Origin of the sequence: Acidiferrobacter thiooxydans (assembly GCF_003333315.1) — a bacterium.
Lineage (GTDB): Bacteria > Pseudomonadota > Gammaproteobacteria > Acidiferrobacterales > Acidiferrobacteraceae > Acidiferrobacter > Acidiferrobacter thiooxydans.
Window position 1 is genome coordinate 1540085 of the sequence record NZ_PSYR01000002.1, and the last position, 19030, is coordinate 1559114.

At 65.9% G+C, this 19030-nt stretch carries 10 protein-coding genes; all 10 read right to left on the reverse strand.

The window, feature by feature from the left end:
* Positions 1–22: 22 nt before the first annotated feature.
* The 10 genes from C4900_RS14520 to C4900_RS17020 all read right to left on the reverse strand — a co-directional run bounded on the left by C4900_RS14520 (position 23) and on the right by C4900_RS17020 (position 19024).
* Complete coding sequence (locus C4900_RS14520; protein WP_114283323.1) at positions 23–3163, reverse strand: efflux RND transporter permease subunit; 3141 nt, start codon at positions 3161–3163, stop codon at positions 23–25.
* Positions 3156–4466, reverse strand: coding sequence for an efflux RND transporter periplasmic adaptor subunit (locus C4900_RS14525; protein WP_065971347.1), 1311 nt, complete (start codon positions 4464–4466; stop codon positions 3156–3158). Before C4900_RS14525 ends, C4900_RS14520 begins: the two co-directional genes overlap by 8 nt.
* Positions 4456–5853, reverse strand: a complete 1398-nt coding sequence (locus C4900_RS14530; protein WP_211306987.1) for a TolC family protein — start codon at positions 5851–5853, stop codon at positions 4456–4458. Before C4900_RS14530 ends, C4900_RS14525 begins: the two co-directional genes overlap by 11 nt.
* 572 nt (positions 5854–6425) lie before the next feature.
* Positions 6426–6992 carry a cytochrome b/b6 domain-containing protein gene (locus tag C4900_RS14540; RefSeq protein WP_114283325.1) on the reverse strand — a complete coding sequence of 189 codons (567 nt, stop codon included), beginning with the start codon at positions 6990–6992 and terminating at the stop codon, positions 6426–6428.
* Positions 6993–7795: 803 nt separating this feature from the next.
* Positions 7796–9958: a primosomal protein N' gene (locus C4900_RS14550; protein ID WP_114283327.1), complete on the reverse strand. Its 2163-nt coding sequence runs from the start codon at positions 9956–9958 to the stop codon at positions 7796–7798.
* Between the two features lie 405 nt (positions 9959–10363).
* Entirely contained in the window at positions 10364–11443 is a 1080-nt protein-coding gene (gene hemE / locus C4900_RS14555; protein ID WP_065971351.1) for a uroporphyrinogen decarboxylase, read from the reverse strand.
* The gene (locus tag C4900_RS14560) at positions 11440–12846 is read right to left on the reverse strand and encodes an FAD-dependent oxidoreductase (RefSeq protein WP_065971352.1); all 1407 of its coding nucleotides are present in this window, start codon (positions 12844–12846) and stop codon (positions 11440–11442) included. The genes hemE and C4900_RS14560 overlap by 4 nt, the downstream gene beginning before the upstream one ends.
* On the reverse strand, positions 12846–17291 hold the full coding sequence (gltB, locus tag C4900_RS14565) for a glutamate synthase large subunit (protein WP_114283328.1): 4446 nt from the start codon (positions 17289–17291) through the stop codon (positions 12846–12848). Before gltB ends, C4900_RS14560 begins: the two co-directional genes overlap by 1 nt.
* A gap of 136 nt (positions 17292–17427) precedes the next feature.
* The gene (aroB, locus tag C4900_RS14570) at positions 17428–18501 is read right to left on the reverse strand and encodes a 3-dehydroquinate synthase (RefSeq protein ID WP_065971354.1); all 1074 of its coding nucleotides are present in this window, start codon (positions 18499–18501) and stop codon (positions 17428–17430) included.
* Entirely contained in the window at positions 18482–19024 is a 543-nt protein-coding gene (locus C4900_RS17020) for a shikimate kinase (RefSeq protein ID WP_170132554.1), read from the reverse strand. Before C4900_RS17020 ends, aroB begins: the two co-directional genes overlap by 20 nt.
* Positions 19025–19030: the final 6 nt, after the last annotated feature.

Here is a 19030-nt window from a genome sequence, read left to right on the forward strand (position 1 = left end):
TTATCCGGGCATGCCCCCTGAGCTAGCGGGTCTTTTCGTCATCGGCATACCCTCCGCGCAACCCCAAGCGCCGTCGTTGCCACAAGGCATAGAGGGCCGGGACCACGAGCAGCGCCAGGAGCGCCGCGCTGAACATGCCGCCGACGATGGGCGCGGCGATGCGCTTCATGACATCGGCGCCGGCCCCGTGACTGAACATGATGGGCAAGAGCCCCCCGACCACGAGCGTCAGGGTCATGGCCAGGGGCCTCAACCTCAGCATGGTGCCCTCCATCACCGCCATCCGCAGGTCGTGCCAGGTCTTCAAGGCATCGCGCGCGCGGTGCCGGGCCAATGCCTGGTCGAGGTAGAGAAGCATCACGACCCCGAACTCCGCGGCCACCCCGGCCTGGGCGATGAAGCCCACGGCCACCGCCACCGACAATTTGTAAGAGAGCCAGTAGACGAGCCAAAACCCGCCGACCAGCGACAAGGGCAGCGTCAGCAGGATGATCCCCACCTCCGCCCAACTGCGGAATGTGAAGTACAAGAGCAGCGCGATCAGTATCAGCACCGCCGGAACGACGAGCTCGAGACGCCGGTCGGCGCGGCGCATGACCTTGTATTCACCGACCCATGATGCCGTATAGCCGGCCGGCAAGGCCCCGCTACGGGCGATCGCACGGCGGGCGCGCGCTACATACTGGCTGATGCTGGTGCCGGAAGCGAGGTCGATGTAGACCCAGTTGCTTAAGCGTCCATCGTCGCTCGTCAACATCGGCGGCCCCCCCTCGATGCGCAGGCGAGCGACCTGACCCAAGGGGATCTGGGCGCCACCGGGGGCGGCCACGCGGCTTGCGGCGAGCGCCGCCAACGACTGGCGCAATCGCCGCGGGTAACGCAGCACCACCGGGAACCGCTGCAGCCCGTGGACTGCGGTCGTCAACGTGGTGCCGCCTATGGCGGTCTCGACCAGGCGATTGACGTCGGCGACCGACAAACCGTAACGCGCCGCCCGGGCGCGGTCGGTGTGCACGACGATATAGCGCCCGCCGGTGACCCGCGAGGCATAGGCGGATTCGGTTCCGGGGACCTTCTGCAGGGCACCCTGGATGCGCCGGCCAAGACTCGCGAGTACCGTGAGCCGCGGGCCCGCGATCTTGATCCCAAGCGGGGTGGTAAGCCCGGTCGTGACCATGTCCACGCGGTTTTTGATGGGCTGGGTCCAGACGATGGATAGGCCCGGGATATCGAGGGCCCGGGTCATGGCGTCCTGAAGGCCGCGCAGGGTCATGCCCGCCGGCCACCGTGACCGCCGATGCAAGGTCACGGTGGTGTCGAACATGGGCAGGGGCGCCTGGTCGGTCGCGGTCTGCGCGCGCCCCGCCTGCCCGAAGACGGTCTTGACCTCGGGAAAGGTCTTCAGGATGCGGTCGGTCTGCGCGAGTACCTGCCCGACCTCGCCGATCGATACCGCCGGGTTCTGAAAGACCGGCATATAGAGCAAGGTGCCTTCATTCAACGGCGGCATGAACTGCGAGCCCAGGCGACTGAGCGGATAGAGGGCGGTGAGCGTCAGCAGCAGGGCCGCCACGAGGACGAGGCGCGGGGCCGAAAGGGTCATGCGGATGAGCGGCGCATAGAGGGCGGCTAGGAACCGGTTCAGGGGGTTCTTACGTTCCGCGGGGATGCGCCCGCGAATGAACCAGGCCATGAGGATGGGCACGAGCGTGATGGAGAGCACCGCCGCCACGGCCACCGCATAGGTTTTGGTGTAGGCGAGTGGCGCAAATAGCCGCCCCTCCTCGCCGCCCAAGGCGAAGATCGGCAGAAACGCCACGGCGATGATTAAAAGCGAGAAGAACAGCGCCGGACCGACCTCTTGCGAGGCCAGGAGCGCCGCCGTCCAGGGACCGGTGTCCGGTTCACGCTCGAGATGCTTATGCATGTTTTCGATCATCACGACGACGGCGTCCATCATCACGCCGATAGCGATGGCAATGCCCCCCAAGGACATGATGTTCGCGGGGATCCCCTGCAGCCACATGATGATAAAGGCGATCAGGATGCCAAGCGGCAGGGCCACGACCGCCACCAACGCCGAACGCACGCGCCACAAAAAGATCAACGCGATGAGCGCCACGGCGGCGATCTCCTCGAGCAGCTTTCCGGTCAGGGTGTGGATGCTGCGCGCGATGAGCGGTGCCTGACTATAGGTGGTGACTATCTGGACGCCGGGCGGCAGGGATGTACGCAGCGCCCGCAGCTTGCGTTCGACGCGATGAATGACGAGGTCGGCGTTACCGCCCTGGTCCATCATGACGATCCCGCCCACGACCGACCCTTCGCCGTTCAACTCCGCGAGACCATTGGCGAGCTCGGGCCCGCGCTGGATGCGCGCGACATCGCCGAGCATGACCGGCACGCCGTCGTGAACCCCGAGCGGGGCACGCGCCAGATCCCAGAGCGAATGGATATAGCCTGAGGTGCGCACGATATAGCCCGTCGATCCCATGTCCACGACCGAGCCGCTGGTCTCGCCGTTGGCGGCGCGGATCGCGGCCTCTACCTGCGGCAGGGTCACCCCGTAGGCGAGCAGCTTCTGCGGGTTCACTACTACCTGATACTCGGAGACCATGCCCCCCAGGGTCGCGACCTGGGCGACACCGGGGATGGCCTGGAGGGCGTACTTCAGGGTCCAGTTTTGCAAAGTCGTGAGCTGCGCCAGGTTCTCGGTCCCGCTCGGATCGGTAAGGGCGTACTCGAATATCCAGTCGACCCCGGAGCTATTCGGTCCGATCGCCGGTACGACCCCGGGTGGTAATCGGGACTGCGCCTGACTCAGATACTGGAGCACGAGGTTGCGCGCCCGGTAGATGCGCGTGCCGCCCTTGAAGAGCACATAGACATAGGAGTCGCCGAACATGGAGTAGCCGCGCACCGCAGTCGCCCCCGGCACCTCCTGGAGCGTCGTCTCTAGGGGATAGGTCACCTGATCCTGCACTACCTGTGGGGCCTGGCCCGGGTAGCGGGTCTTGACGATGACCTCGGCCGGGGAGATGTCCGGCAAGGCCTCCAGGGGGATGTGGGTCAAGGCCAGGATTCCGGCCACGAGCAGGAAACCTGCGGCGATCAGCACCAACACCGGATTCGTGATACACCAACGCATGACGGCCTTAATCATGGCGCACCCCGCGCTTGGCCGAGGCCATACTGTGTCTTCCAGGACCCCGGGCCGTCGGCACCGGCAGCATGCGGGCCTGCACGGCCTGAAACTGGGACTCGGAATACAGCAGGAACTGCGCGGCATCGACCACCTTTTCGCCGGCCGTAAGGCCGCGCTTTATGACGGTCCAGCCGCGACTCGAGGGCCCGAGCACCACTTGTACCGGCAAGAAGTGTCCCTGACCGCTACCGATCATGACGAAATCGCCGCGCCGGGTGCGCAATACGGCGCTCGCGGGGACCGCCAGGGCCTGGCGCGGACGCGTAAGGACGGTCGCCTGGGCGTACATGCCCGGTCGCAGGGACCCGCCCTGCGTCGCGACACTGAGGCGCGCGGTCACCGTGCGCGTCTTGGGGTCGAGCGTCGGGTAGAGGAATGTCAGGTGTCCCGCCCACACTCGTCCCGGGTAGGCGGGGAGCGTGAGGCGCACGGGGTCGCCGATACGCACCCAGGGCAGCTGTGATGCATAGATCGCGACGTTCACCCACACGCGGTCGAGGTTGGTGATGCGCATGAAATCATGACGGGGCGAGATATGGCCGCCCTGATGGACGCCGAGGCGTTGCACCACCCCGGAGACCGGCGCTGTGACCGGGACTACGCGTAGCGGCCGCCCGCGCCGATCGAGCGCCCGTATATCCGCACGGGTCAGTCCGAGCAGGCGCAGGCGGGCGCGTGCGGCCAACCCCAAGCGCGCGTTACCCACGATGCCCCGAACCGCCCGGGCAACGAAATATTCGCGCTCGGCCGCATATAGGGCCGGCGCGTAGACCCACGCCAGGACCTCCCCGCTACGCACCGGATCGCCCACGGCGCGCGCATTGAGACGCTCCACCCACCCCGAGAACCGCGGATTGACGGCATAGACCCGATTTTCGTCGACCACCACGGTTCCCACGGTGTGGATGGGACGGCCCATTGGCCGCAGTCGTACCGAAACCAGGCGAACGCCGAGGCTTTGCCTAAGGCGCGGATCGATCGCCAACCCCGGATGGGCGGCGGCCTGGGTGCTGGGCGCATAGACCGGCGTATAGGCCATGCCCATGCTGTCCTTCATGGGGTGGTCCGAGTGGATGCTCGGATTCATGGGGTTCGCCCAATACAGGATGCGCCGCTTGGCCTTGACCGCCGATGGTGATGGCGGCGGGGCCGACGTTGAGGGCGGGCTTGCGGGGGACGACGCCGTGACATAGGCGACCGCCCCCACGACGCCCGCGATGCCCACACCCGCGATCAGCAAACCTTTCCACTTATTGGCCATTGCCGTATCCCCCCGATCGTTGTGTCGTCAGCCAGTCGATCTCGGCGGCCACGGTTTCGAGATCCTTGCGCTCGGCGAGGCGCAAGAGTGCGTACTTCAGGACCCGCTTCTGGGCGGCCAGGGCCGCGGTCATGCCAAGACGCCCGGCGGCATAGGAACCCAGGGCCGCGGAGAAGGCCGCGCGCGCCGTCGGCAAGAGCGACCTCTGGGTGCGCGCGAGCTCGCGCTTCAAGGCGGCATGGAGGGACTCGGCGCTACGCAAGCGCCGTGTCAGGGCGAGACTCTGGTCCTCGTAACGGTAGCGCGCCTCGAGACTGCGGGCGCGCGCGGCATCAAGCCTCTGATCCTGGCGTTCGGCCGGGAAGATCGGCAGACTCACAGAAAGGCCGACCGACAACCAATTGGGGCTACCGGGGAAAAAGTCCTTGCCATAGGCGGCCTTGACTGTGATCGCCGGCCAATAAGCGCTCTTGGCGATACCGACCGCGGCGCGCGCCGCGCGCCATTCATCGCGCGCCGCAAGCAGCGAGGGCTGACGGGCCACGCCCCCGGTCGCGGGACTGGGGACGGGTAAGGCCGGCCACTGGGCGGCGAGCGCTGGGGGGCGGGGACGCGCCAGGATCTCGGCGATACGCGCCCGCGCGGCCGCACCGCTTGCCTGGAAACGGTCAGCGCGATTGTGCAGGGCATCGACGGTCAGCTCGGCGCGCAGGACATCGGCCAGAGAGGCGCGGCCGGCGCGATAACGGGCACGGGCAGCGGCAAGGGTCTCCCGGGCAAGGCCTTCCTCGCGGGCAATGGCCGCCATGGCCTTATGGGCATAAAGGGCCGCAAACCAGGCCTGGCGCAACAGGAAAACGATCTCGGCGCGGCGCTCGTAGCCGTTCTCGACGGCAGCGCGCATCGCGAACACGGCCTTGCGCCGCCGGGCGGTGAGCGCGCCCCATGCCGGAAAGGCCTGGCTCACGCCGAACTGCACGACGCTCATCTGCTGCTGGCTCAGGGAAAAATTGTTCAGGGGCACGTTCTGCGCACCAAGGGACAGTTGCGGGTCCGGCAACTGCCCCACGGCCACCGCCTCGTGACGGAGGCCGACCGCCGCCTGACGCAAGCCCTCCAGGCTCGGGTTTACACGCACCGCCAAGGCCTCGGCCTGCGACAGGCGCAAACGCGGGGCGGCAGCGGCAGAGACGCAATGGCCAAGGCCCATGGCCACCGTCGCGAGCAGGACAAACGCCAAGACGGCGTGTGGAATGTCGGCTGCAGGATGGGCGGCCGGCGGACACAGGCGGCCGCGTACATGACAATCTACGGTCTTGCCATAACGGAACCGGCGGCAGCACGGGGGCGTAACGCCGGGTACATCACGATCATCGGGGTCTATCACGGGCAGTCCTCGGTCATGAATCGACGCCTGCTCTACGCAGGGCCTTTCAACACCGACGACCGTTTAAATCAGGAGGCGTGCAAAACGCAGATAGGGAGGTGGGGCGCGACTTGCATGCCGATCGGACCGCCGCGGGGCGAGCCCCAGCATCGGCATTTCCGGGAGAACCGCGAAGGATTGGACCACCAGCACGGGCTGCGGCAGAATCACGCCCGCCATGCCCGGACCCACTCGGTGCCGGCACTGGAGTTGACGGCAGGCCCTCATCCCGTGCCCGCCCGCATGGGATCGTTTCATCATCCCCGCCATGTGCGGCATCATCCGGCACATAGCCGTCATGCGCGGGCCACTGTGATAAGCGGCCGCCTGCAGGGGCCACAAGCCCATGAACGCGAGCCATGCCGCCAACAGCATCCGGGGAGAATGACGGGCCGATTGCAACACGGGCGCCTTTGGGTCCTTGACTGATCACCATCGTAAGGGGGCGATGGGGCGACCGTCAATATGGACGGACGGCGACCGCCCGCAGAGGCCTGGCCCCCTGCGGGGCCAGGCGCCGAACCCTGGTACCGTTAGCGGTGGCCCAGGTAGAGGTGCCGCAAGACGTTATTGCCGAGGACCTGCTGAAGGGCAGCAAACATGATATGTCCGATCAGATAGGCCCAGACGACATACGACAGCCAGAGGTGCGTGGTGGCAAGCGTCGTAAAGAGCGCATAAGCAGACGAGTGCAGGAACAGGCCGTACCCGCCCGGTATCTCCATGTACATGAGAAGACCAGTGGCGGCCATGCCCGAGACCGCGAGCAGACCTATGCCGTGCATGAAGCTAGACAGGCCCGTCCGATCCCCCGACCCCGGCAATTTCCCTTGAAAGACCCCGAAGGCCTCATGCGCGACCACGCGCATCCCGGCGCGATTCCATGGAAATAATATTGGAAGATCCCGTCGTGCCCATGTCCACATCCAGTCCATGATAATGACGAGCGTCGTCGCGATACCCAAGACACTGTGGATGAAAAGCCAATGCGGGCGGGTGCCCTGCGATACGATAAGACCCGTCGACAACTCTGCAAGAACCGTGACGACAAGCGCCGCATGCACTATGCGCGTGCCGTTATCCCATGGCCGTGATTCCATAAGAATCTCCTTTTATACTTATATAGCCACGTGTTTCGGTCGTGGCCCAAGACCGCCATCCCCATTGCTAGCGGGGATGTAACAGCATCAATAATATGAGCGGGAAAATGGCATCTTGTCAAAGACTGGCGGTGTACCCTAAAGGGCTCGCGATAACAGCACGGACGTGAAAAAGTCGGCGATCGGGTTCCAGCGTATCGTGTTCCTGTCAGTGTCACAAAGAATCCATGTTTCCATGTCCGCCATTTCATTAACGGCCCTCTCTAAGCTTACGCTAGGGCATGAGTTCGGCACTCATGACCGGCCGCACATTGTAGGCCGCATGGCCTATGCAGCGAGACATCCCCCGCCCCACCTCGAACGGTTCCCGCCCAGACCACATCGCTTTGCCAGCACCAGTACCCGCGCCGCATGGTCATCGCGGCCACAGGTGAGGCCGCCATGCCGGCATCCTGCGGTCGGTGCCAGGGCCTTTTCTGCTCGTCCGGCAACGGCCGGCATAGAGGGCGGCGTCGCGTGGGGGGGATGCTTGGGTCGGCGCCTCCTCGTACCAGGATCCGGCCCCTTGCACTTGGGTCCTGACCATCGGGAGTAAGGCGGCCGGGGAGGCGGCCGGAATCTCGTGGTTGAGCCCCTTCACGCGGGGACCGCCGCCGACCCTATGCTTGACGGACAAGGCCTCGGTCGCGATGGCGCCGACTCGCTTGACCAACGCCTGGGCGGAGCCGTTGAATCGCAGGATACCCCGGGGCTGTGCCACCAAGACGCGCCCATCCCGGCCGATAGGTGGGCGATGCCGAGGCTCAGAATAGCGAGTAAGGATCGACATCCACCGACCAGCGCACGCGCGGTGCGTCGGGGATTTCGGGAACCCGCGCAAGCCAGACCTTGAGCCAGGCCTGCAGGGCGCCGCGCCTTTGGCTCGTCACCAAGAGTTGGGCGCGATAGTAGCCGGCGCGGCGCGCGAGGACCGCCGGGAGCACGCACCCGAGGGTCACATCGGACGGGTCCGCGGCGAGTTGCCTTGCCGTCTCCAGAAAGCGCGTGGCCAGATTCGGCGCGCGCGCCTCGGCACGCATGAGCGCGCAATGGGCGTAGGGTGGAAACAGCGTAGCGCGCCGATCGCGCAAGGCCATCTCGGCGAAGGCCTCATAATCCAAACGGGTGAGCGGTGCCCACAAGGGATGCGTGGGGTGGTGGGTCTGGATCAGGACCAGGCCGGGCTTTTCATCGCGACCGGCACGGCCGGCCACTTGCACGATCTGGGAGAACAGTTGCTCATCGGCGCGAAAATCGCTGCCATGGAGCCCTTGGTCGGCATGGATCACACCGACTAGCGTGACATGGGGAAAATCATGGCCCTTGGCCAACATCTGCGTGCCGATCAGGACGTCGACCTCATGCCCGTGGACCTTGCGCAGTAGCGCCTCGAAGGCGCGGCGACTTGCGGTCGTGTCGCGGTCCACGCGCGCGATACGGGCGTCGGGCAAGACGCGGCGCAGGGCCTCCTCGATGCGCTCGGTGCCCTCGCCGACACGCAGAAGCTTGGGGTGGCCGCAACGCGGACACGCCGCCGGCACCGCTTGTTCGCGCCCGCAGTGATGACAACGCAGGCGCTGGCGGCCCAGATGGACCGTAAGACGCGCATCGCAGCGGTCGCAGGGGGCATGCCAACGGCATTCGGGGCACAGCAGTACCGGCGCATAACCGCGCCGGTTCAGAAACAACAGCGCCTGCTCGCCGCGCGCAAGTCGCGTGCGCAGGGCCTCTATCAGCGGCGCGGACAGGCCGCCGCGCGACGACTCGCGCCCGAGATCGACCAGACGCACAGCCGGCATAGTCCGCTGAGGCCCACGATTCGGCAAGGCGAGCAGGTGGTAGTGACCTTGGCGGGCGTGGCGGTAGCTTTCGAGGGATGGGGTGGCCGAACCGAGCACCACCGGCACGCCGAGATGCTTGGCGCGCCATACGGCAAGGTCGCGGGCATGGTAGCGGAAACCCTCCTGCTGCTTGAAGGACGGATCGTGCTCCTCATCCACGATAATGAGGGCCAGGTGGCGCATGGGGGTAAACACCGCGGAGCGGGTCCCCACAACCACCGCCATGCGCCCCGCGGCGGCCGCCGACCAGATGCGCGCACGCTCGCCAGCGGCGCAGCCCGAGTGCAGCATACCGACCACCGGGCCCAAGCGCGCACTGAGACGCGCGACGAGCTGCGGGGTGAGGCCAATCTCGGGCACCAGTACGAGCGCCTGTCCGCCGGCGGCCAGGACCTCGGCCAGGAGCTCGAGATAGACCTCGGTCTTGCCGCTGCCCGTCACCCCGAACAAAAGAAAGGCGGCATAGCGCCCGAATGCGGCCGCCACCGCGGCGCACGCGGCGCGCTGATCGGGGCGCAACACCGCCGCCGGTGCGGTGGCCGCGGGGACGAATTCATTGCCGGCCTCGCACTCCTCCACCAGGCCTTGTGCTTGCAGCGCCCGCAGTGCGGGTGCAAGACCGGGCCCGCGGGCCTTCAACTCGCCTTCGGTCATCACGCCCGCCACCTTGATGGCCTGCCATAAGGCCGCCTGGCGCTTGGCGCGCGCAAAACGTGTGGCCGGCTGGGCCTGCCCGTCGGCCGTCAGCCGGTAGGCCTTAGGGGGGGCCGCCCCCTGGCCGTGCTTCAGGCCGGCGGGCAGGGCCGCAAACAGGACCTCGCCCAGCGGGTGATGATAATAGTCGGCGGCGAATCGCAGCAATTGAAGCTGTTCGCCCGTCAAGAGCGGCTCGGCATCGATAACCTCGAGGATGGGGCGTAGGGCCACATCCGCGACCGGATCGGCCGGCACCTCGATCACGATCCCCGTCAGCACGCGGCGCCCGAACGGGACGCGGACACGGACGCCGGGCGCGAGTGGCCGCTCGTGCTCATAGTCAAAACTCCGCCGCAGCGGAACCGGCAGACCTACGCGAATCGCGACCATGTCATCGCCCCTCGCCCCTCCTGGTTCACGGCCGGCAACGCAAATTGCTTGCGATTCCGACGCTAAGCGGCTGGATAAAAAAGCAATTCCGCCTTACCCACAAACTCTGTGGATAACTATGTTGAAAAGCGGAGGGAAGTTCTCCGCCCTTGGCCTGATTGCTGATTCCGCTTTAAACTGATGAAAAATTAAGCGGCCTATATTTTTTATTATCTTTCAATGTGTTACCTAAACCCATAGGAAATCTTCCGGGTCATCAATGCAACAGTCTCCAAGGGGCTTGACACACAGCCGAAATGTGAATAACCAACGGGATGCATCAGCAAAAACTGAAATAAGACCGCCCTAAAAAGGGCCCGGCTGCCCATTTCGGGGGCACCCGCCGGGCGCCGGGCAGCGAGGGGCTCAGGGATACGGGCGCGCGCTTGGCGCGTGCACGGTATCGATGCAGAGGCCCACCTGCTCCGGGTCGACGTCCGGCCGTACGCCATGGCCGAGGTTGAAGACGTGCCCCGGGCCCTCGCCGAAGTCGGCAAGCACCGCACGGACCTCGGCCGCGAGCCGCTCGGGAGGGGCATAGAGGGCCATGGGATCGAGATTCCCTTGCAACGCCACCCTATCTCCTGTGGCCGCGCGGGCGGCGGCGAGCGACGTCATCCAATCGATCCCCACGGCATCACAACCGGTCTCGACCAGGGCCGGCAGCCAACACCCGCCGCCCTTCGTGAACACCACCACCGGCACGCTCGCGCCGTCGCGCCGACGGCTCAGGCCGTCCACGATGCGCGCCATGGGATCGCGCGAATACCGCAGAAAATGATGGGCCGCGAGGCTCCCTCCCCAGGTGTCGAAGATCATGACCGCCTGCGCCCCGGCCTCGATCTGGGCATTCAGATAGGCGGTAACCGCCTCCGTGAGTACCGCAAGCAGGGCCGTAAGCGTGGCCGGATCGGAGAACAGCAGACCCTTTACGCGCCGGAAGTCGTCGCTCGCCTGGCCCTCCACCATATAAGTCGCGAGCGTCCAGGGAGACCCCGAGAACCCGATCAGCGGGCACAGACCGGCAAGCTCGCGTCGCACACGGCTTACGGTGTCGAGCACATAGCGCAGGCCGACGGTGGGATCGGGGGCGCGCAGGCGCGCCACGTCGTGGGGATCGCGGATCGGCCGCTCGAACCGTGGACCCTCGCCCTCCACAAACGACAGGCCAAGCCCCATGGCATCCGGGACGGTGAGGATGTCGGAAAACAGGATGGCGGCATCGAGGGGGAATCGACGCACCGGCTGCAGGGTCACCTCACAGGCAAGTTCCGGTGTCTGGCACATGGCCAGAAACGACCCGGCGGCCGCACGCAGCGCCCGGTATTCGGGGAGATAGCGGCCGGCCTGGCGCATCAGCCACACCGGCGTCATGTCCACCGGCAGGCGCATGAGCGCCCGGAGCAGGCGATTGCCGCGGTTCGAGGGTGCGCCGAGATCCGTCATGACGCGAGATAGTCCAATATGCCTTCGGCGGCCTGACGCCCCTCGTACACGGCCGTGACCACCAGATCCGACCCGCGTACCGCATCCCCGCCCGCAAACACCTTGGCGCGTGTCGTTTGATGGCGATAGCGACCGTCCGCCGGCGCCGTGATGCGGCCGGCGGCATCCATCTCTATGCCGGACTCGGCAAGCCAGGCTGGGGGGCTCGGGCGGAAACCGAACGCCACGATGACATCGTCTGCCGGGATCAGCTGCTCGCTGCCGGCCACCGGTTCCGGGCGCCTGCGGCCACGCGCGTCGGGTTCGCCGAGCCGGGTCTCGACCACGCGCACCCCCTCGACCCGCCCCTGGCCCACGATCTCCACCGGGGCACGATTCCACACGAATCGCACCCCCTCCTCCTTGGCATTTGCGACCTCGCGCCGTGATCCGGGCATATTGGCCTCGTCGCGCCGATAGACGCAGGTCACCGAGGCCGCGCCCTGGCGTATCGCGGTGCGGTTACAATCCATGCCGGTATCGCCACCCCCGAGCACCACGACCCGCCGGCCCTTCAAATCGACATAAGGGGCCTCACCCTCGGGGAACGCGAGATCACGACGCGTCACCGCGGCCAGATAGGGGAGCGCCTTGTGGACCCCCGGCAGATCCTCGCCCGGGAACCCCCCCTCGATGTAGGTGTAGGTGCCCACACCCACGAATACCGCGTCGTAGTCCCGCAACAGGTCGGCGAACGGCAGGTCCTCGCCGACGCGGGTATTCAGCACGAATTCGATACCCATGCCCTCGAACACCGAGCGGCGCACGCGCATGACCGTCTTTTCGAGCTTGAAGCCCGGGATGCCGAAGGTGAGTAGCCCGCCGATCTCCGGGTTGCGATCGTAGACCACCGCCTTCACGCCGTTGCGCGCCAGCACGTCGGCGCAGGCAAGGCCCGCGGGTCCGGCCCCGACGATGGCGACGCGCCGTCCGGTGGCCACCACCTGGCTCATGTCCGGGCGCCAGCCCCGGGCATAGGCCTCGGTGAAGATGTACTTCTCGATCGAGCCTATGGTGACCGCGCCAAATCCATCGTTCAGCGTGCAGGCCCCCTCGCACAGGCGGTCCTGCGGACACACCCGCCCACAGACTTCGGGGAGACTGTTAGTCTGGTGGAGAAGCTCAACGGCCTCGAAGATATTGTCCTCGGCGATCAACTTCAGCCAGTTGGGAATATAGTTGTGCACCGGACAACGCCATTCACAGTAGGGGTTGCCGCACCCGAGACAACGGCCGGCCTGCTCGGCGGCCTTGTTGGCATCGAAGCCCCCATAGATCTCGCGGAAGTCGTGGATACGCACAACCACGTCCTTCTTGACGGGATCGGTACGCGGCTTGTCCAGAAACTGAAAGACGTTGGCCATTAATGGCTCTCCACGAGCAGGGTATCGATGCGCACCGCCTTGGGCTTTACGAGCCACATGTGCCCGGCCGTCTCCGACCAACCCATGAGCAGGGCGCGTGCATGGGCGCTACCGGTCGCCTCCCCGTACTCGCTCACGCGATCGCGCAGGAACGCCTGATAGGCGTCCATGGATTCGCCGGTAATGCGATGAATATCGATAAGTTCGTGGTTGTACCGATCGACGAAGACCCCGGCCTTGTCGTAGACGAACGCGAACCCCCCCGTCATGCCGGCCCCGAAGTTCAGGCCGGTCTCGCCCAGCACGATGACGCAGCCGCCGGTCATATACTCACAGCCATGGTCTCCGACCCCCTCGACGATCGCGAGCGCGCCGCCATTGCGAACCGCAAAGCGCTCGCCCGCGAGCCCGGCCGCATAAAGCGTCCCGCCGGTCGCCCCGTACAAGCAGGTATTGCCGATGATGGCAGCCTTATCGCTCGCGAACCGTGAGTCGCGCGGCGGGTAGATCACGATTCGCCCGCCGGCCATACCCTTGCCGACGTAGTCATTAGCGTCGCCCTCGAGCTCGACGGAAAGGCCAGGGGCATTGAAGGCCGCCAAGCTCTGGCCGGCCGAGCCCTGCAGTCGGAGCGTGACCGTACCGTCCGCCAGACCCTTGGCCCCGAACCGTCGCGCGATCTCGCCGGAGAGCCGTGCGCCGATCGAGCGGTGCACATTGCGGATCGCATAGGTGAGGACCACGGACTCACGGGTGGTCAGTGCCGGCAGGGCGTCCTCCATGATGCGCAAGGCAAGCTCGCCCTTATCGAATGGCGGGTTACGTTCCGTCAGGCAGTGCTGCGGCCGGCCGCGTTCGATACCGGCGTCCGAGATGATATCGGTGAGGCGCAGGGCCTTTTGGCGGGGCGTCAATCCCGGCAGGACCGTCAGGAAATCGGTGCGCCCGATGACATCGTCGAGGCGCGACACCCCAAGGAACGCCAGCCACTCGCGCACCTCCTCGGCGATGAACCGGAAGTAATTCATCACCATCTCCGGCAAACCCCGGAAATGCGCCTCGCGTAGGCGCTTATCCTGGGTGGCGATACCCGTCGCGCAGTTGTTCAAGTGACAGATACGCAGGTACTTGCACCCCAGCGCCACCATCGGCCCGGTGCCGAATCCGAAGCTCTCGGCCCCGAGGATCGCGGCCTTGACGACATCCAGGCCGGTCTTCAGGCCACCATCGGTCTGCAGGATCACCTTGTCGCGCAGGCCGTTGGCACGCAGGGTCTGGTGGGCCTCGCTCAAGCCGAGCTCCCAGGGGGTGCCGGCGTACTTCACCGACGTAAGCGGGCTTGCCCCGGTCCCGCCATCGTAACCGGAGATCGTGATATGGTCGGCATAGGCCTTGGCGACGCCCGCCGCGATCGTGCCCACACCGGGCCCGGACACGAGCTTCACCGAGACCCGCGCCGTCGGGTTCACCTGCTTCAAATCGAAGATGAGCTGTGCCAGGTCCTCGATGGAGTAGATGTCGTGATGCGGCGGCGGCGAGATCAGGGCCACACCCGGCTTCGAGCAGCGCAGACGCGCGATCATCTCATTGACCTTGTGGCCCGGCAGCTGTCCCCCCTCGCCGGGCTTGGCCCCTTGCGCGATCTTGATCTGCAGCATGTCGGCGTGAACCAGATAGTGCGGCGTCACGCCAAACCGCCCGGAGGCGATCTGCTTGATCTTCGAGGTCTTGACCGTGCCGTAGCGTGCCGGATCCTCGCCGCCCTCACCGGAGTTCGAGCGTCCCCCAAGGGTATTCATGGCGATCGCCAGGGCCTCGTGCGCCTCCGGCGAAAGCGCGCCGAGGCTCATGCCCGCCGAATCGAAGCGCTTGTAGAGGGCGGTCGCGGGCTCGACATCCCCCACGGGGATGGCGGCGCGATCGGCGCGCAAGGCGAGCAGGTCCCGGATCATGGCCGGCTTACGCCCGTTCACAAGTCCGGCATAGACCTTGTAGGCCCCGTAATCGCCGGAACGTACCGCGTCCTGCAGGGCCTGCACCACATCCGGGTTGTAGGCGTGGTACTCGCCACCGTGGATGTATTTCAGCAACCCCCCTTGGCGGATGGGCTTGCGGCTACTGAATGCCTCATCGGCCAATATCTCGGCATCGCGCGCGAAATCCGTGAAGGTGCTACCGCCTATGCGGCTCGCGGTCCCGCGAAAACACAAATCCACGACCTCGTCGGCGAGCCCTATCGCCTCGAAGAGCTGGGCGCCGCGATAGCTTGCGATCGTCGAAATACCCATCTTCGACATGATCTTCAGAAGACCCTTGTTGATCCCCTTGCGATAATTCTTGACGGCATGGGCCTCGTCTTGCGAGCGGATCTCGCCGCTGCGTACCAGATCGGCGATCACCTCATAGGCGAGATAAGGAAACACCGCGGTGGCCCCATACCCGATGAGGCATGCGAAGTGGTGCGGGTCGCGCGCGCTGCCGGTTTCCACAACGATGTTGGCCTGACAGCGTAAGCCGGATGTGACCAGCGCGTGGTGCACCGCACCCACGGCGAACAGTGCATGGATCGGCAGGCGGCCACGGGTGACATCGCGATCCGACAACACAATGACGACCACACCGCGTCGCACCGCGGCCACGGCGTCGTCGATGAGTGCCCGCAGCGCCGCCTCAAGGGTCGTAGTCCCCGCCTCATAGTGCAGATCGAGACGCGCGACGCGGTAGGCCGGGTCGTCCTGCGTGACAAGTCGCGCGAACTTGCAGCGGCTCAAGACCGGCGAGGCCACCTCGAGACGCGCGGCATGATCGGCGGTCTCCTCGAAGAGGTTACGTTCCGGCCCGAAGCTTGTGTTCAAGGACATCACGACCGCCTCGCGCAACGGGTCGATCGGTGGATTCGTGACCTGCGCGAACTGCTGGCGGAAATAATCGTACAGGGAACGCACCGCGGTCGACAGGACCGCCATGGGCGCATCGTCCCCCATCGAACCCGTAGCCTCCTGGCCATCCTCGGCGAGCACCCGGATGATCTGGTCGCGCTCCTCGAAGGTCACCTGAAAGAGCTTCTGATGCACGGCGATGTCGATCGCCGAACCCTGGGCGTCGTGGGGATTAAGCGTCCCTTCCAGGTGCCGGGTGCGCGCATCCAGCCATTTCCGATAGGGTTGGCGGGAGGCCAGACGCGCATCGATCTCCGCCGGCAAGAGCAGCGCGCCAGTTTCGGTATCGACCGACAAAAGTTCGCCCGGCCGCAATCGGCCCTTGGCGACCACGTCGCGGCTCGCATAGGGATGCACGCCGGTCTCGGAGGCTATGGTGATGTGCCGGTCGCTGGTGATCACCCAGCGCGCCGGACGCAGGCCGTTACGATCCATCACGCACGAGGCGTAGCGCCCATCCGTAAACACGATTCCCGCAGGGCCGTCCCACGGCTCCATATGCATCGCGTGATACTCATAGAACGCGCGCAGATCGGGGTCCATGTGCGGGATGTTCTGCCACGCGGGCGGGATCAGTAGCCGCATGGCCCGGAAATAGTCGGCGCCGCCCGCGAGCAGGGCCTCGAGCATGTTATCGAGGCTCATGGAGTCGGATCCCGATTGCGAAACCAGGGGGCGCGCCTCGCTCATATCGATGCGACGGGATGACAAGGTGTATCCGCGCGCCAACGCCCACGAGCGATTGCCCTGCACGGTGTTGATCTCGCCATTGTGGGCGAGATGGCGAAACGGCTGCGCGAGCCGCCATTGCGGCCAGGTATTGGTCGAGAATCGCTGATGGAACAGACAGATCGCCGAGGCGAAGTCGGGGGCCTTGAGGTCGGGATAGAAGACCGACAGATAGGCCGGCATGACCAGCCCTTTATACGACAGCAGGCGTGTCGACAGACTGGCGACGTAGAAATCTGCATCGCTCGGTTCCAGGCGCTGCTCGCAGCGACGGTGCACGAGATAGAGCTTGGCATCCGCCAGTCCGGCATCGGACTCGGGATTGGCGACGAATATCTGCTCGATGCGGGGCATGGTCTGGCGCGCTTCGGCACCCAGCGCCGAGGGGTCGGTAGGGACCGTACGAAACCCCAGGACCGGAAAACCGGCGCGCTCGCATTCCTCGCGCAATACTGTGCGCGCGGTATGCGCCTTGCCCTCATCTGCGGCCAAAAACACCATGCCGACGGCAAAGCGCGCGGGAAGCTCCATGCCCTGCTCGGCGGCCACACGTCGCAGGAAGTCTTCCGGGGTCTTTAGCAGCAGACCACAGCCGTCCCCGCTCTTGCCGTCGGCGGCCACCGCCCCGCGGTGGGTAAGGCACGAGAGGGACCCCATTGCGGTCTGCACGATCCACGGGCTCGGGACCCCGTCGAGATGCGCTATGAGGCCAAATCCGCAGGAATCTTTCTCAAATTCGGGCCGATACAGGCCCTTCGGCTGTCGCGATTGCGTCACTGGTCAGGGTCGGTCGAAACCGTCGCAAAAAGGCTAATGAGTATACTGCGAGAAGACTAATCAGTATACTGCCCGGCCCCGCAGATGTCGCAAGGTCCGGCCTGTCACAACAGGGGCGGATCGCCGCGCATCGGCGCTAGGCGCCGGCGTTCAGGAGCGCCATGAGCGCCTCCTCGGGGACGTCATCGGTCAAAAACGCGTCCCCCAGGGCCCGCAACAACACGAATCGTGTCCGCCCGCGAGTGGCCTTTTTGTCTACGGCCATGAGTTCCAAAAAGCGCTGCGGGGCGATGGCGGGCGGCGCAAGCGGCAGGCGCGCCCGCTGAATGAGCGCGCGCAGGCGCTCGCCCTCACCGGCGGCGAGCCACCCCAACCGCTCCGAGAGACGCGCCGCCATCAGCATGCCGGCCGCGACCGCCTCACCGTGCAGCCAGCGCCCGTAGCCCATGGCCCCCTCGATGGCGTGACCGAAGGTGTGACCGAAATTCAACAGGGCCCGGACCCCGGCCTCGCGCTCGTCGGCCATGACCACGCGCGCCTTGTCCCGGCACGAGGTCTCGATGGCATAGGCCAAGGCGCCCGGATCGCGGCGCAGGAGCGCCTCCATGTTCTGCTCGAGCCACTCAAGGAAGGTGCGGTTTCCTATGGCCCCGTATTTGATGACCTCGGCCAGTCCCGCCGACAACTCGCGATCGGGGAGCGTCGCCAAGGTGGCGGTGTCGATGATCACGGCCTTGGGTTGATAAAAGCAGCCGATCATGTTTTTGCCGAGCGCATGGTTCACGCCGGTCTTGCCCCCTACCGAGGAATCCACCTGCGACAACAGGGTGGTCGGGACCTGCACGAACGGTACGCCGCGCTGATAGACGGCGGCGGCAAAGCCTGCGATATCGCCGACCACCCCGCCCCCTAAGGCAAAGATCGTGGTGGCCCGATCACAGCGCGCCTCAAGGAACGCACCCACGACGCGATCGATCGTGCCCAGGGCCTTTTGCGTCTCCCCGTCAGGCAGGATCACAACCGCCGGATCGAAGGGTGCGAGCGCCTCGGTCAATCGCGCGAGATACAGGGGGGCTACGACCTCGTTGGTGACGATCGCCACGCGATCCCCCGAGACCGGTGCCCGCAGCAGATCCGCGGACCCGAGCACACCGGAACCGATATGAATGGGATAGCCCCCGCCTGGAAGATCAAGCCTCAGCGTCGACACCGCTTACCCTCTTTAGGCCGCACACGATGAGCCGCGCGGCGACATGCGGCGCCCGCCGGTCGGTATCCACGATGAGATCAGCGACCTCGCGATACAACGGATCGCGCTCGCGCATGAGCGCTGCCATCCGCGCCTGCGGGTCCTCGGTATGCAAAAGCGGTCGATGCCGGTCGCGACGCACGCGCTCCCACAGGGTCTGCCAATCGGCGTGCAGGTAGACGGTTTTACCATGCGCCTTCAGAAGCGCGCGGTTGCCCGGGGCCAGGATCGCACCACCGCCGGTGGCCAAGACGAGATTCGGCCGGCACACGAGATCCTCCAACACCAACGCCTCCCAGCGGCGGAACCCGGCCTCGCCCTCGACGGCAAAGATCAGCGAGACGCTGGCCCCGGTCCGCCGTTCGATCTCCTGATCGCAGTCGCAAAACTCCCGCCCCAGACGCTCGGCCAGGCAACGCCCGATGGTCGACTTCCCGGCCCCCATGGGGCCCACCAGAAATATCCGCTCGTCCCCTACCCTCATGCGGGC

Bases quoted from the DNA above. Each gene is read 5' to 3' on its own strand.
- C4900_RS17020 (WP_170132554.1), bottom strand. From the start codon at position 19,024: ATGAGGGTAGGGGACGAGCGGATATTTCTGGTGGGCCCCATGGGGGCC.
- C4900_RS14550 (WP_114283327.1), bottom strand. From the start codon at position 9,958: ATGGTCGCGATTCGCGTAGGTCTGCCGGTTCCGCTGCGGCGGAGTTTT.
- C4900_RS14560 (WP_065971352.1), bottom strand. From the start codon at position 12,846: ATGGCCAACGTCTTTCAGTTTCTGGACAAGCCGCGTACCGATCCCGTC.
- C4900_RS14540 (WP_114283325.1), bottom strand. From the start codon at position 6,992: ATGGAATCACGGCCATGGGATAACGGCACGCGCATAGTGCATGCGGCG.
- C4900_RS14520 (WP_114283323.1), bottom strand. From the start codon at position 3,163: ATGATTAAGGCCGTCATGCGTTGGTGTATCACGAATCCGGTGTTGGTG.
- hemE (WP_065971351.1), bottom strand. From the start codon at position 11,443: ATGACGGATCTCGGCGCACCCTCGAACCGCGGCAATCGCCTGCTCCGG.
- C4900_RS14525 (WP_065971347.1), bottom strand. From the start codon at position 4,466: ATGGCCAATAAGTGGAAAGGTTTGCTGATCGCGGGTGTGGGCATCGCG.